This window comes from Kitasatospora sp. NPDC086009 (assembly GCF_044540385.1).
In the GTDB taxonomy this organism is placed as follows: domain Bacteria; phylum Actinomycetota; class Actinomycetes; order Streptomycetales; family Streptomycetaceae; genus Kitasatospora.
In genome coordinates this window covers 71,612-85,381 of record NZ_JBITSA010000004.1, presented here as the reverse complement: position 1 = coordinate 85,381, position 13,770 = coordinate 71,612, and the positions used below count along the sequence as shown (strand labels likewise).

The following is a 13,770-nucleotide window of genomic DNA, read 5'->3' as shown; positions in this document are numbered from 1 at the left end:
CAGCGTCCGGCGGTCAGAGCCGGCAGGATCCGCACCGGGGCGGCTCCGTCCGCGGCGCGGGGACGAACAGGCCGAACACCGTGTCGGCGACCACCCCGAAGTCGCCTCCCCCCAGGGCCTTCCGGTCGCCACCGGGCGCCCGCGGACCGACGGCGGGGTCCAGCAGGGCGGGGGCGGGCCCTTCGACGACCGGCGACGGATGGACGTCGGTCACGGCCGGCCCCCCTCGCCCGTGCGGACGCCGGAGGACCGGGCCGCTCCCCCGGGCTCGCTCCACTCCGCGAGCTGGACGTCGATGCCGTTGGGGTCGAGCACCCCGAACGTCCACGCGCCCCACGGCTGCAGGGTCAGCGGCGCGGTCACCTTCACCCCTGCCGCTACCAGGCGGGCCGCCTCCTCCGCGATGCCGGTGACGGTGAACGACACGTAGCCGTCGAGCGGCGGGTTCGGTGCCACCGCGAAGTCCGACAGGACCAGGGTGATGTCCGTGGCGGCGTCGTCCCGTTCGAGCTGGACGAAGCCGTCCGTGCGCAGGACTTCACGGAATCCGAGGTGCTCGGTGAAGAAACGGCTGGAGGCGGCCGGGTCACCGACCACCAGCGCCACGGTGGTGGACGTGATGTTCATGCCGTCCAGCCTGGTCGCCGTGCCGGGAGCGAACAACGGCGATTCTCGCAACGATCGTTAACCCCCGGCTTCACGATCCGGTCGGGCGAGCGGCCCCGCCGCGGAAGGCGTGAGGGGGACGGCGTGACGCGGACGGCGTGCCGCGGACCCCAGAAGAGCGTCCCGCCGTTCGCCGAGTACGTCGCCCGGTTCTCGGCGCCCCGAGGCGCTCCGGGCATCCGGCGGACCACCCGCCCGACCAGCCGGGCGGACCCTAGAAGGCGAACACGCCGAGGTCGCGGACGGTGGCGGCGAGGGCGCGGATGGCGTCGTCCTCCGCCTCCGTGCGCCACACGAGGGCGAAGGAGAGGGGGGCGAGGTCGGTGATCGGCAGCCAGCGGACGTCGGGCATGCCCCAGTACCGGGTGACGTGGCTCGGGAAGGGCTGGACGATGTCGCCCATGGCGACCAGGTCGATCAGTTCGGAGGAGTGCGTCACCTGGTACGCGCGCTCGATCGGGCGGCCCTTGGGGGTGGTGAAGGGCAGGTACCCCTCCTCCCAGTAGTCCAGTCCGATCCGGCCGCTGCCCTGCGGGAAGTCGGCGAGGTTCTCGAGCCGGACCGACGACCGGCCGCCGAGCGGGTGGTCCGCCGCTACGGCGAGGATGCGCGGGTCGGTGAACAGGGTGGGGCCGACGGTCAGATCGGGCTCCTCGACGGGGAGCCAGGCGACGAAGACGTCGCATTCGCCGTCGCGCAGCTTGCCGAACGGGTCGTCCAGGACCGACAGCCGGACCTGCAGCTCCCACTGGGGGTGGCGCTTGCGGAACGTCTTCCAGTAGACGTGCAGGTCGCCGACGTTGAACGGCATCATCAGGACCCGCAGCCGCCCGCTCACCCCCTGGGCGGCCATTCGCGCGCGCTCCAGCGAGTCCTGGAGGCCCTGGTAGCACGGCCGCAGGTCGTCCCGCAGCTGCCGGCCGACCTCGGTCAGCCGCACCGTCCGGCTGGTGCGCTCGAACAGCATCGCCCCGACGCTGCGCTCCTGCTTCCTGATCGCCTGGCTGACCCGGGCCGGGGAGATGTGCAGCCGCTCGGCGGTCCGGCCGAAGTGCAGTTCCTCGGCCAGCGCCAGAAAGATCTCGATGTCCCGCAGCTCCACCAGCGTCCCCCGATGTTCCCCGTGCCGATCTTCCGATCGCCGCGAAGTCTACGGCGCCCGCCCCCTGGCCGGTATGACGGGCGGCCGCCGCCGGGGGGCCTCGGACCGACGGTTCCGGCCCCGGGCGGACGCGCCGTCGCGGCCCCTCCCGGCGACGACGACGCGGGGCCGCTTGGCGTGATTGATTGTGATTCGTCAGGCCGATTTCCGAGCATGGGCGCGCAGTGCAGCTGACTCGTCACGGGGTGTATCGCAAGGACACGTCAAGGGTCGATAGTGGGTGTCGCATTGACAACGGTCTGGCAACAGGGCTGGACCGGCTCGAACGGCTGATGAACACTGAGCCATCAGAAGACGCCACAAGATGATTCATTCCTGCTAGATTTGCGCATATTCGCGCAGCAAGTCGCAGTCTCTCCGTCGGTCGAGCAGGTCTGACGACGGTCCTCCCAGAAGCCCGGATGCGACGTTCCGTGGCTCGAAGAACACGTCCGGCACCCGGCATCGCCCCCGGGGCCAGAGGAGGTCTCCCATGAAGAACCGCGCGCTCACGCTCCTGTCCGCCTGTACGGTCGGCGCGCTCGCCCTCACCGCCTGCGGCAGCAGCGGCGGCGACAGCGCGTCAGCGGACGGCACGGTCACCCTCAAGCTGGTGGCGGCCGACTACGGGGACAAGGCGAGCAACAGCTCCAAGGCCTACTGGGACGACGTCGCCCAGCGCTTCCAGGCCGCCAACCCCAAGATCAGGATCGATGTCCAGGTCGTGAACTGGAACGACATCGACAAGCAGGTCAAGACGATGATCCAGAGCGGCAACGAGCCCGACATCCTGCAGACCGGCGGGTACGCCGACAAGGTCACGGACGACCTGCTCTACAAGGCCGACGACGTCATCTCGATGGCCACCAAGGCCAACCTCATCTCCACCTTCGCCTCGGCCGGCGAGGTCAACGGTGTCCAGTACGGCATACCGTTCGTCTCCTCGGCCCGCGCGTTCTTCTACAACAAGGCCCTGTTCACCCAGGCCGGCATCACCGAGGCCCCCAAGAGCTGGGACGACGTCAAGAAGGACGCCGAGCTGATCAAGGCCAAGGTCCCCGGCGTCACCCCGTACGCGCTCCCCCTCGGCCCGGAGGAGGCCCAGGGCGAGAGCGCGATGTGGGAGTTCGGCAACGGCGGTGCGATCACCGACGATTCGGGCAACTACACGCTCAACAGCGCGGCCAACGTGGACACCTTCAAGTGGCTGAAGACCAACCTGGTCGACCCCGGCCTGACCTACGCCAACCCGGCCACCACCGACCGCAAGACCGCCTTCGCGGACTTCGCCGCGGGCAAGGCCGCCATGCTCAACGGCCACCCGTCCCTGATCCAGATGGCCGCCGACGGCAAGGTCGACTACGGCGTCGCGCCGATCCCCGGCAAGGACGGCGCGCTCAAGTCCACCCTCGGCGTGGCCGACTGGACGATGGCCTTCAAGAAGAACGGCCACAAGGAGCAGATCAAGCAGTTCCTGGACTTCGCGTACTCCAAGGAGAACACGCTGAAGTTCGACGAGCTCTACAACCTCATGCCCGTCACCCAGGACACCCTGACCGAGATGACGGCCAGCGGCAAGCACAAGGACCTGGAGCCGTTCTTCGCGCTGCTCCCGCAGGCCAAGTTCTACCCGCTCGGCAAGACCAGCTGGGACACCGTCTCCGCCGAGATGAAGAAGACCATCGGCACCGCCGTCAAGGAGGACCCGGCCAAGGTGCTGGGCGACCTGCAGAAGAAGGCCGAAGCCGCGGCCGCCGACACCAAGTAGGCGCCCCGGCCCCCCGACCGCGGGGGCGGCGGACCGCCCTGACTCAGCGCCGCCGCCCCCGCACCACCACCGTCCCGCTCCGTGCGGCACCCAGGCCGCACGCGCACGGAAGGCGCCTCCGGTGTCCCTCAACCCCTCCCGCACCAAGGCGGCCGGGCCGGCCCCCGGCCCGAAGGCCTCCCGCCGACGCGGCCTCGACCGCCTCGGCCCGCTCCCCTGGATCGGCCCCGCCGTCCTGCTGATCATCGCCGTCGTCCTGTGGCCCGTCTACGAGATGGTCCACACCTCGTTCCAGCGGATCAGCACCAGCGGCTTCGTCCGCGGCTCGGCCGGCTTCGACAAGTACCGCAAGCTCTTCGACGAGACCGACCTCGGACACGTCCTGACCGCCACCGTCGTCTGGACCGTGGTCGTCGTCAGCATCACCATGGTCGCCTCACTGGCCCTCGCCCAGCTGTTCAACCAGCAGTTCCCCGGCCGCCGCCTCACCCGCTGGGCGCTGATCGCGCCCTGGGCGGCGTCCGTCCTGATGACCGCCATCGGCTTCAAGTGGATGCTCAACCAGACCGCCGGCGTCCTCAACACCGCGATGGTCGACCTCGGGATCATCGACGGCCCCAAGGACTGGCTCGGCGACCCGTCCACCGCCTGGCCGTGGATGATGTTCGTGGCGATCTTCGTCTCGCTCCCCTTCACCACCTACACCCTGCTCGCCGGTCTGCAGACCGTGCCCGCGGAGCTCTACGAGGCGGCGGAGGTCGACGGCGCCGGCACCTGGCGCACCTACCGCCTGATCACCCTGCCGCTGCTGCGCCCGGCCTTCCTCGTCGGTGTCGTCATCAACCTGATCAACGTCTTCAACTCCTTCCCCATCATCTGGGGCATGACGCAGGGCGGGCCGAGCAGCGACACCGCCACCACCACCGTCTTCATGTACCAGCTGAAGAACACCGACATCGGCGAGAGCGCGGCCATGTCCGTCGTCAACTTCGCCCTGGTCGTCGTCATGGTGCTGCTCTTCCTCAAGGTCAGCCGCTGGAACGAGGAGGAGAACCGATGACCCAGCAGACCCTCACCGAGCCCCGTACCGCGCAGCGCCGGCGCCGGCCCGCCGCCCCGGCCGCGCCGCCGGCCGGCCGGCGCTTGCGCCCCCGGACCGTGGTCGTCGCGGCCACCGCCTGGCTGCTGGCCGCCGTCTTCCTGCTGCCCTACGCGCAGATGGTGATCACCGCGCTGCGCCCGGCCGACGAGCTGCGCGACAACACCTACCTCCCGGAGCACTTCGCCTGGTCCAACTTCGTCGACGTCTGGCGCGAGTCCAACCTCGGCTCGAACCTGCGCGTCACCCTGCTCGTGGCCGGCGGGTCCACCGTGCTGGTCCTGCTGGTGGCGCTGCCCGCCGCGTACTACACGGCCCGGATGACCTTCCGCGGACGCAAGCTCTTCCTGCTGCTCGTGCTGGTCACCCAGATGTTCCAGCCGACGTCGCTCCTGGTGGGCCTCTACCGCGAGTTCTACCAGCTGGACATGCTCAACTCGGTCTGGACGCTGATCCTCTGCAACGCCGCCTTCAACCTGGCGTTCGCGATCTGGATCCTCAGCGCCTACATCGGCTCCATCCCGGTGGCGCTGGAGGAGGCGGCCATGATCGACGGTCTGAGCCGGTTCAGGGCGCTCCTGCGCGTCACGCTCCCGCTCGCGCTGCCCGGGGTCGTCACCGCCGTGATCTTCACCTTCATCGCGGCCTGGAACGAGTTCGTCATGGGCCTGACCCTGTCCACCGTGCCCGACAGCCAGCCGCTCACCGTCGGCATCAACAGCTTCGTCGGCAACTACACGGTGCAGTGGAACTTCCTGTTCGCCGGGTCGATCGTCGCCATCCTCCCGGTCGTGGTGCTCTTCGCCTTCATCGAGCGCCAGGTCGTCTCCGGACTGACCGCCGGATCCGTGAAGTAGCCCGCCGGCCCGCACCCGCCGACCGTCGAGGACCGGCGGTCGGCAGGCCGCTGTGACCACCCCCCGAGCACCAGGGAGCCCACCGTGCCCGAGAGCAGTACGAGAGCCCGTCACCCCGTCGCATCGGAGGCGCGCGATGGCTGAGCACGCCCGGCCCGACGAGTGCGTCATCGCCCTGGACGTGGGCGGCACCGGGATGAAGGGGGCGCTGGTCGACCGGCGGTCGGGCGTCCTGCTCACCGAGCGGCGCCGCACGCCCCGGGCGGCCGGGCCCGAGGCCGTCGTCGACGCCGTCACGGCGGCCCTGCGGTCCCTCGCCGGCCAGGCCGCGGACCTCGGCCTCACCGTCCGGCAGGCCGGGGTGGTCGTCCCCGGCATCGTCGACGCCGAGCGGGCCGTGGCCGTCTACGCCGCCAACCTCGGCTGGCGCGACCTGCCGCTGGCCGCCCTGCTCGAAGAACGCACCGGACTGCCGGTCACGCTGGGCCACGACGTACGGGCCGGCGGCCTGGCGGAGGTCCGGCTGGGCGCCGCGCGGGGCGCCCGGGACGCGCTGTTCGTCGCGATCGGCACCGGCATCTCGGCCGCGATCGTCCACGACGGCCGGCTGCTGACCGCCGGCGGCTACGCGGGCGAGCTCGGCCACCTCGTCGTCGAACCGGACGGCCGGCCGTGCCCCTGCGGCGCCCGGGGCTGCCTGGAGACCATCGCCTCCGCGGCGGGCATCGCCGCGGCCTACAGCGGCCGCACCGGCCGGCCCGTCCACGGCGCCGCCGAGGTCGCCGCCCTGCTCGCCGAGGGGGACGAGGCCGCCCTGGCCGTCTGGCAGCGCGCCGTCCACGGGCTGGCGACCGCGCTCACCACCGCCGTGACGCTGCTCGCCCCCGAGGTCGTCGTCCTCGGCGGCGGGCTCGCCGAGTCGGACGGCCTGCTGCTGGACCCGCTGCGGGCCGGCCTCGACCGGAGACTGACGTTCCACCGGCGCCCCCGCCTGGTGGCCGCCGCGCTGGGCGACGAGGCGGGCTGCCTCGGCGCCGGGCTGCACGCCTGGGACACGGTGGACCGGCTGGGAACAGCGCTGGGCGCTCCCGACCGTCACTGACCGGGCCGCCGTACCGGCACCCCTCCGGCCCCCGCCGGCCCCCGCCCCGCCCCCGCCCGCGCCGCTCGTCCGGCAGGCCCTGGCGCGGCCCCGCGGGGTCCGCGGGCGCCCGCCCGGACCTCAAGTGAACCTGCGATCAATACTGTCGCAAACTCTCACTCTTGACTCATGGACAATCACGCCCTCCGAGGCGGCGAACGGCATCGTTCCGCGATCATTCCCCTCTCCACGCACGGGCGATCGCCCCAGCTCACGCGCCATGCAACGGTGTTGATCCGATGGACGGGCGGTCGAGGGCGGATCGCGAGAGAACTTCTGCATGCGCACTTCAAAGTCGGCATCAGGCCGCATCACCCTGGTATCAAATGCTTGAAGATGCTTAAATGTGCATCATCTAGCTCAGCTTTCATCAGATGATCTTGAAAGGGTCAGCAATGACGCACGTAGAGGCAGAGATCGCCGACCAGCCGCAGTGCTGGGCGCGCGCGGCGGCACTGGCCGCGGCCGGCCACCCCGCCCTGCCCGGCGCGGGCGAGCGGGTCGCCGTCGTCGGGTGCGGGACGTCGTACTTCATGGGCCAGGCGTACGCCGCCCTGCGCGAGTCCGGCGGCCAGGGCGTGACCGACGCGTTCGCCGCGTCCGAGTTCCCGACCGGCCGCTCCTACGACCGGGTGATCGCACTCACCCGCTCCGGCACCACGACCGAGGTGCTGGAACTGCTCGACGGCCTGCGCGGAAAGGTCCGGACCAGTGCGATCACGGCGGATCCGAACACGCCCGTCATGTCGGCCGCGGACGACGTCGTCGTCCTGGACTTCGCCGACGAGCGGTCGGTCGTGCAGACGCGCTTCGCCACCACCGCGCTGACGTTCCTGCGCGCGCACCTGGGCCTGCACACCGAGGCGGTGGAGGAGGACGCCCGCCGCGCCCTGGCGGAGCCCCTGCCGGCCGGCCTGGTCGAGTGCGGCCAGTTCACCTTCCTGGGGCGCGGCTGGACGGTCGGCCTGGCCAACGAGGCCGCGCTGAAGATGCGCGAGGCGGCCCTCGCCTGGACCGAGTCGTACCCGGCCATGGAGTACCGGCACGGCCCGATCAGCATCGCCGCGCCGTCCACCGCCACCTGGATGCTCGGCGACGCCCCGGTCGGCCTCGCCGAGCAGGTCGACTCGACCGGTGCCCACTGGATCGAGGGCCGGCTGGACCCGCTGGCCGAGCTGGTCCGCGTGCACCGCCTGGCCGTCGCCGTCGCGGCGGCCAGGGGCCTCGACCCCGACCAGCCGCGCAACCTGACGCGCTCCGTGATCCTCGCCGACGCGTGACCCCCACCGTCCAGCTCCCCGCGGCCGGGCGTACCGCAGCGGCAGGGAGGCAGCCGTCGTGATCGTGACCGTCACGCCCAACCCGGCGCTCGACATCACTTACACCCTCGCCGCGCTGCGGCCGCACGAGAGCCACCGCGTGGAGACCGTCCACGAGCAGGCCGGCGGCAAGGGCGTCAACGTGGCCCGGGTGCTGCACGCCCTGGGGCGGCGGACCACGGCGGTCCTGCCGCTCGGCGGGGCCGCGGGCAGCGCCGTCAAGGCCGACCTCGACCGGTCGGGGATCGTCCATCTGACGATCCCGCTCACCGGAGCGGCGACCCGACGGACGATCGCCGTCGTGCACGACGGCGACGCCACGATGCTCAACGAACCCGGGCCGGAGCTGTCCGCGCTCCAGTGGACCGCGCTCCGCGCGGGGGTGGCGAGCCTGGTGCCGGCCGCCCGGGCCCTGGTGCTGTCCGGCAGCCTGCCCCGGGGCGTTCCGCCCGGCGGCTACGCCGAGTTGGTGCGGCTCGCCCGCGACCGGGGCGTCCCGGTGATCCTCGACGCCGCCGGCCCGGCGCTCACCGAAGCCCTCGACGCCCGGCCGACGATCATCAAACCGAACGCCGCCGAACTGCGGGAGGCCACCGGGACGGACGATCCGCCGACGGCCGCCCGGGCGCTCGTGCGGGCGGGCGCCGGAACGGTCATCGCCTCCCTCGGACCGGACGGGCTGCTGGCCGTCGACCCGGCCGGGGCCTGGCGGGCCTTCCTCCCGGCGGACGCCGGCATCAGCGGCAACCCCACCGGAGCCGGGGACTCCGTGGTGGCCGCCCTCGCCGTCGGCCTCGCCGAGCACAGCCCGCTGCCGGTCGCGCTGACCCGGGCCGTCGCGCTGTCGGCCGCCACCGTCCAGGCCCGCTACGCCGGCATGTTCGACCGCGACGGCTACCGGCGTCTGCTCCCCCAGGTCCAGGTCGTCCCGGCCTGACCACCCACCCTCACCCCGAGAAGGGTCCGCCATGCCTCTCAGCACCACGGGCGAACTGGTCGCCGAAGCCGCCGCCCGGCGCGGCGCCGTCGCCGCGTTCAACGTCATCACCCTGGAACACATCGAGGCCGTCGTCGCCGCCGCCGAGGCCACCGGGGAGCCGGTCATCCTCCAGGTGAGCGAGAACGCCGTGAAGTTCCACGGCGGCCGCCCGCACCCGATAGCCGCGGCCGCCGTCAGCGCCGCGCGCCGCAGCGGCGCCCGGGTGGCACTGCACCTCGACCACGTGAAGAGTGAGGCGCTGCTCCGCGAGGCCGCGGACTGCGGATTCAGCTCCGCCATGTTCGACGCCGCGCACCTGTCCTACGGGGAGAACGTCGCCGCCACCCGCCGGGCCGCCGACTGGGCCCACGCCAACGGCCTCTGGCTGGAGGCCGAACTCGGCGAGGTGGGCGGCAAGGACGGCACCGGGCCGCTGAGCGCCCACGCCCCCGGGGCCCGCACCGATCCCGACGAGGCCCGGCGCTTCGTGGCCGAGACCGGCATCGACGCGCTCGCCGTCGCCGTCGGCAGCTCGCACGCGATGACCACCCGCGACGCGACGATCGACCACACCCTGCTCGCCGCGCTGCACCACGCCCTGGACCTCCCCCTGGTCCTGCACGGCTCCTCCGGCGTCAGCGACCCGGAACTCCAGCGCGCGATCCGGGTCGGCATCAGCAAGGTCAACATCGGCACCGCCCTGAGCATCGCCATGACCGGCGCGATCCGGTCCCACCTGCGCGGCGACCCCAACGGCGTGGACCCGCGCCACTACCTCGCGGCCGGCCGCGAGGCCGTCACCGACACCACCGCCCAGCTCCTGACGACCGTCGGCGCGGCGGACCGGGGCGGCGTCCCGGCCTCCAGCGGCTGACGGACGGCGGCCGGCCCGGCCCGTGGACCCCGTGGACGGCGGGACCGCGCGGGAGGGTGCCGGAGGGCGCACCGGACAGGGCCGCGACGGCCGGACAGGCCGTCGCGGCCCCTCGGCGTGCTTCCCCGCCCCGGCCTCCTCAGGCGCCCGCGTCCACCCGGCGCTCCGGCGCGCTCGTCGGGTCGAGGAAGATGCCCTCCAGGGTCAGATACGCCCCGCCCTGGGCCGCGTTGGAGAGCCCGAGGGTGGAGGCGGCCACCACGACGCGCTCGGCGGTGGGCCTGATCCGGCGCTCGTCGAGCACCCGCTGCACGGCGTCGACCAGATAGCGGCCGAAGACCGCGAAGTACCCGCCGAGGACGATCCTCGGCGGGTTCAGCACGTCCACCAGGATGCCCAGCCCGAGGGCCAGGTCGTCCGCGATCAGGGCCAGCGCAGCCAGCGTCCGCTGCTCGCCCCGGTCCGCCCGCGCCAGCAGCTCGTCCAGGCGCTGCGCGAGGTCGACCGACCGGTCGTGCACCCGGTCGGTGCGGTCGGCAGCCGCGTCCAGGAAGGCCTGCAGGCCCACCGCGGTCTCCCAGCAGCCCGTCCGGCCGCAGGCGCAGGGGCGCTCCCGGCGGTCGACGTGCATGTGCCCGATCTCGGAGCCGCGCAGCAGCTTGCCGCCGGAGAGGCTGGCGCCGCCGACGCCGATCCCGCCGGTGACGTAGACCAGTTCGCGGACGTCGTCGGCGGCCGCGCGGAGGTACTCGGCCAGCGCCCCTGACTCGGCGTCGTTCGCGAGCAGAACGGGCGGGGCGGCCGGGCCGAGCCGCGCGCGCAGTTCGGCGGCGGCCGGCACGTCGCGCCAGCCGAAGTTGGTGGCCACCAGGACGGTGCCCGACCCGGCGTCGACCTCGCCCTGGGTGACCAGGGTGACGCCCGCCGCGCTCATCCCCCGGGCGCCGATCTCGCGCAGACAGGCGCGGACCATCCCCGCGACCTCGTGCAGCGCCTCCTGCGGGCTCAGCTCCGGCAGGTCGATCCCGCGCCGCCGCTCGTGGACGACGGTGCCGCTCAGATCCACCGCCAGCACGGTGATGTGATCGACGCCCAGCTCGGCACCGACCCCACAGACCCAGCGCCCGTCGAGCGTGACCATGCGGTGCGGGCGGCCCACCGCGCCCGCCCGGTCCAGCTCGCCCTCGCGGACCAGGCCGCGCTGGATCAGCTCGGTGACCAGCACCGAGACGGTGGCCTTCGGCAGCCCGGCGACGGCGGCGATCCGGGTGCGCGACTGCTCGCCGCTCTCCCTCAGCAGGCGCAGCACCAGGCCCAGGTTGTTGCGGCGCATGGACCCCTTGTCGGCGGCGTCGGGGTAGCCCGCCATGATGCCGGCGGCCCCGGTGGTGCCACTGCCCCGTGCTTCCTGCACTGTCTCTCCTGTTCCCGAGGGTGCCGACGGCGCCCATGGTAGTTGTCGCGGCGATCGGAATAACGGCCTTGCCTGCGCTGGACCTTGACAATACCCACCTTAGTTCAGACACTAGCCGAACTAACAAGCCCGAGGGTGCGGCCTTCCCCCCCAGGCCCCCTCCACCGCTTGTCCCCTGGAGAGGAATCACACGATGGGCAGAACCTCGACCACCACCCGGGTCCTCGGCACCGCCACCGTGGCGGTGCTGGCCCTGACCGCCACCGCCTGCGGCAGCGGCTCCGAGAGCACGGCCGGCGGCTCGTCCGGCAGCTTCGCCTACTGGTCGATGTGGCGGGCCGACGAGGCCCAGGCCAAGGTGATCAAGGCGGCGATCGACCAGTTCCAGACCGACACCGGCATCAAGGTCGACATCACCTGGGCCGGACGCGACGTCAAGAAGAAGATCGGCCCGGCGATCGCCACCAACCAGGCCCCCGACCTGTGGGACCAGGGCGCCGACGGCGTCTACGGGGCGACCGCCCAGGCCGGCCAGGCGCTCGACCTGTCCGACGTCCTCGGCATGGAGGTGCCCGGCGAGGGCAGGAAGGTGTCCGACGTCGTCCCCGCGAAGTACCTGGACGCCCTGCCCAAGGACCCGGACGGCAGGAACCACTACGTGATCCCGTACGAGATCTCCTCGGGCGCCCTCTTCTACAACACGGCCGACCCCGACATCGCCGCCGCCATGCCGAGCCCGCCGGCGAGCTGGGTCGACTTCCTCAAGGTCTGCGACGCGCTCAAGGCCAGGGGCCGGGCCTGTCTGGCCTCCGACGGTGAACTCGCCTGGGAGAACGGCCTGATCCTGGACTACCTGCTGTCCGCCGGCGGGGTCGGCTTCAGCGCGCTGAGCTCCGACCCGTCCGGCGCGAGCTGGGACGCCCCGGCCGTGCTCACCGCCGCCAGGCAGACCGAGCAACTGGTGAAGGGCGGCCACCTGATCAGCGGCTACGACGCCACCAAGTTCCCCGCCCAGGAGACCAACTGGGCCGCCGGCAAGGCCGCGTTCTACCCGGACGGCAGCTGGGTCACCGACGAGGTGGCCAAGCAGCTCCCCGCGGACTGGAAGATGGGCGCGATGCTGCCGCCCGGCGCCGTCAACGCGGACTCGATGATGTTCGGCTTCGCGATACCGAAGAAGGCCAAGCACTCCGCCGCGGCCAAGAGGTTCATCGCCTACTTCCTGCAGAAGAAGACCCTCGCCGGGATCTCCACCGAGGCCGGGAACATCACGCCGCGCTCCGACATCCCCGCCCCGGCCGCGCTCACCGACATCCAGAAGGCGCTGGACGCCGCACCCGTCCGCCTCACCTACGACGGCGTGGCCGGCGACTACCCCACCAAGGTCTTCAACCAGAACTTCCTCGACCTCTGGCACGGCAAGACCTCCGCCGAGCAGTTCGTCGCGAAGATGAAGTCCGACCAGGCCGCCTTCTGGAAGAGCCAGGGCTGAGGCGACGATGGCCACCGCACTCCAGGACCCGCCCGCCGTGCGCGGCGGCGGGCGCGCGCAGCCGGTGAACGCCGGCACCTCACCGCTGGAACGCCAGCACCGGCGCATCTTCTGGCCGTTCGTCGGTCCCGCGCTGCTCGTCTACGGCGTGCTGTTCCTGGTCCCGATCGGCTACGCCGCCTGGACCAGCCTCTACAAGTGGGACGGCATGGGCGCCAAGCACTGGCGCGGCCTGCGGAACTACCGGATCCTCTTCGAGGACGCGGCGTTCCGGACCTCCCTGGTCAACACACTGGAGATCCTCTTCGTCGGCGGCGCGATCACCTTCGCGATCAGCCTGGCGCTCACCCTGGTCCTGCGCGAGATGCGGGCCCGGCTGTTCGCCCGCTCGGTGCTCTTCTTCCCGTGTTTGGTGAACGCGATGGTGTTCGGCATCGCGGCCGGCTTCCTGTTCTCCCCCGACGGGCCGGTCAACACCGTGCTGCACTGGCTCGGCACCGCGACGCCGCCCAAGTGGCTCGCCACCGACAACCTCTTCCCGATGATCGTCGCCACCCTGGTCTGGACGGCCACCGGCTACTACACCGCGATCATCATGGCGGCGGTCGACCAGATTCCCGAATACCTCTACGAGGCGGCCGAGTTGGACGGCGCCAGCGCCTTCCGCCGGTTCCGGCACATCACCCTGCCGCTCGCCTGGGACGTGATCTCGGTCTGCGCCGTGCTCTGGACGGTCAGCTCGGTGAAGATCTTCGAACTGATCCTGATGTACGGCGGCAGCAACTCCAGCCAGCCCCCGGTCGACACCTGGAACACCGCGATGTACGTCTACGCCGAGGCGTTCCCGCAGACCTCGGCGCCGCAGCTCGGCATGGCCACCGCCGCCGCCCTGGTCAGCCTGGTGATGGTCGGGGTGATCACGTTGGCGCTGCGCCGGCTGATGCGCCGCGCCGCCGTCGAATACTGACCCCCTCAGAAAGGCAACTCCCGTGCGTACCAAGCACAGAGCCGCGGGGCCTG

Annotated in this window: 13 protein-coding genes; 9 read left to right on the top strand and 4 right to left on the bottom strand. The window is 72.0% G+C overall.

Annotated elements, in window-relative coordinates; translation table 11 throughout:
* Window positions 1-13: 13 nt before the first annotated feature.
* The 3 genes from ACIF6L_RS12310 to ACIF6L_RS12300 form a co-directional block, all read right to left on the bottom strand.
* A complete protein-coding gene (locus ACIF6L_RS12310) occupies window positions 14-214 on the bottom strand; it encodes a hypothetical protein (protein ID WP_396489370.1) in 201 nt (66 codons plus the stop codon).
* The gene (locus ACIF6L_RS12305) at window positions 211-627 is read right to left on the bottom strand and encodes a VOC family protein (protein WP_329485508.1); all 417 of its coding nucleotides are present in this window, start codon (window positions 625-627) and stop codon (window positions 211-213) included. The genes ACIF6L_RS12310 and ACIF6L_RS12305 overlap by 4 nt, the downstream gene beginning before the upstream one ends.
* Before the next feature lie 253 nt (window positions 628-880).
* Window positions 881-1,768, bottom strand: a complete 888-nt coding sequence (locus ACIF6L_RS12300; RefSeq protein WP_329485510.1) for a LysR family transcriptional regulator — start codon at window positions 1,766-1,768, stop codon at window positions 881-883.
* A 532-nt stretch (window positions 1,769-2,300) separates the two neighbouring features.
* Here ACIF6L_RS12300 and ACIF6L_RS12295 point away from each other — a divergent pair.
* The 7 genes from ACIF6L_RS12295 to ACIF6L_RS12265 all read left to right on the top strand — a co-directional run bounded on the left by ACIF6L_RS12295 (window position 2,301) and on the right by ACIF6L_RS12265 (window position 9,844).
* A complete protein-coding gene (locus ACIF6L_RS12295; RefSeq protein WP_359808831.1) occupies window positions 2,301-3,575 on the top strand; it encodes an extracellular solute-binding protein in 1,275 nt (424 codons plus the stop codon).
* 121 nt (window positions 3,576-3,696) lie between these two features.
* Complete coding sequence (locus ACIF6L_RS12290) at window positions 3,697-4,635, top strand: carbohydrate ABC transporter permease (protein WP_396489372.1); 939 nt, start codon at window positions 3,697-3,699, stop codon at window positions 4,633-4,635.
* Window positions 4,632-5,531, top strand: a complete 900-nt coding sequence (locus tag ACIF6L_RS12285) for a carbohydrate ABC transporter permease (RefSeq protein WP_396489374.1) — start codon at window positions 4,632-4,634, stop codon at window positions 5,529-5,531. Before ACIF6L_RS12290 ends, ACIF6L_RS12285 begins: the two co-directional genes overlap by 4 nt.
* 136 nt (window positions 5,532-5,667) lie before the next feature.
* Entirely contained in the window at window positions 5,668-6,633 is a 966-nt protein-coding gene (locus ACIF6L_RS12280) for an ROK family protein (protein WP_396489375.1), read from the top strand.
* Between the two features lie 434 nt (window positions 6,634-7,067).
* The gene (locus ACIF6L_RS12275; protein WP_352286528.1) at window positions 7,068-7,952 is read left to right on the top strand and encodes an SIS domain-containing protein; all 885 of its coding nucleotides are present in this window, start codon (window positions 7,068-7,070) and stop codon (window positions 7,950-7,952) included.
* 58 nt (window positions 7,953-8,010) lie between these two features.
* On the top strand, window positions 8,011-8,928 hold the full coding sequence (locus ACIF6L_RS12270) for a 1-phosphofructokinase family hexose kinase (RefSeq protein ID WP_396489378.1): 918 nt from the start codon (window positions 8,011-8,013) through the stop codon (window positions 8,926-8,928).
* Between the two features lie 31 nt (window positions 8,929-8,959).
* A complete protein-coding gene (locus ACIF6L_RS12265; protein WP_396489380.1) occupies window positions 8,960-9,844 on the top strand; it encodes a ketose-bisphosphate aldolase in 885 nt (294 codons plus the stop codon).
* A gap of 139 nt (window positions 9,845-9,983) precedes the next feature.
* On the opposite strand, the gene ACIF6L_RS12260 is transcribed toward ACIF6L_RS12265, so the two are convergent.
* Window positions 9,984-11,258, bottom strand: a complete 1,275-nt coding sequence (locus tag ACIF6L_RS12260) for an ROK family protein (RefSeq protein WP_396489381.1) — start codon at window positions 11,256-11,258, stop codon at window positions 9,984-9,986.
* 193 nt (window positions 11,259-11,451) lie between these two features.
* Between ACIF6L_RS12260 and ACIF6L_RS12255 the strand changes: the two genes are divergently transcribed.
* Window positions 11,452-12,750 carry an ABC transporter substrate-binding protein gene (locus tag ACIF6L_RS12255; RefSeq protein WP_396489383.1) on the top strand — a complete coding sequence of 433 codons (1,299 nt, stop codon included), beginning with the start codon at window positions 11,452-11,454 and terminating at the stop codon, window positions 12,748-12,750.
* Between the two features lie 7 nt (window positions 12,751-12,757).
* A complete protein-coding gene (locus ACIF6L_RS12250; RefSeq protein WP_359808817.1) occupies window positions 12,758-13,717 on the top strand; it encodes a sugar ABC transporter permease in 960 nt (319 codons plus the stop codon).
* The last annotated feature ends 53 nt before the right edge of the window (window positions 13,718-13,770 follow it).

Bases quoted from the DNA above. Each gene is read 5' to 3' on its own strand.
- ACIF6L_RS12255 (WP_396489383.1), top strand. From the start codon at position 11,452: ATGGGCAGAACCTCGACCACCACCCGGGTCCTCGGCACCGCCACCGTG.
- ACIF6L_RS12250 (WP_359808817.1), top strand. From the start codon at position 12,758: ATGGCCACCGCACTCCAGGACCCGCCCGCCGTGCGCGGCGGCGGGCGC.
- ACIF6L_RS12265 (WP_396489380.1), top strand. From the start codon at position 8,960: ATGCCTCTCAGCACCACGGGCGAACTGGTCGCCGAAGCCGCCGCCCGG.
- ACIF6L_RS12275 (WP_352286528.1), top strand. From the start codon at position 7,068: ATGACGCACGTAGAGGCAGAGATCGCCGACCAGCCGCAGTGCTGGGCG.
- ACIF6L_RS12295 (WP_359808831.1), top strand. From the start codon at position 2,301: ATGAAGAACCGCGCGCTCACGCTCCTGTCCGCCTGTACGGTCGGCGCG.
- ACIF6L_RS12285 (WP_396489374.1), top strand. From the start codon at position 4,632: ATGACCCAGCAGACCCTCACCGAGCCCCGTACCGCGCAGCGCCGGCGC.
- ACIF6L_RS12280 (WP_396489375.1), top strand. From the start codon at position 5,668: ATGGCTGAGCACGCCCGGCCCGACGAGTGCGTCATCGCCCTGGACGTG.
- ACIF6L_RS12305 (WP_329485508.1), bottom strand. From the start codon at position 627: ATGAACATCACGTCCACCACCGTGGCGCTGGTGGTCGGTGACCCGGCC.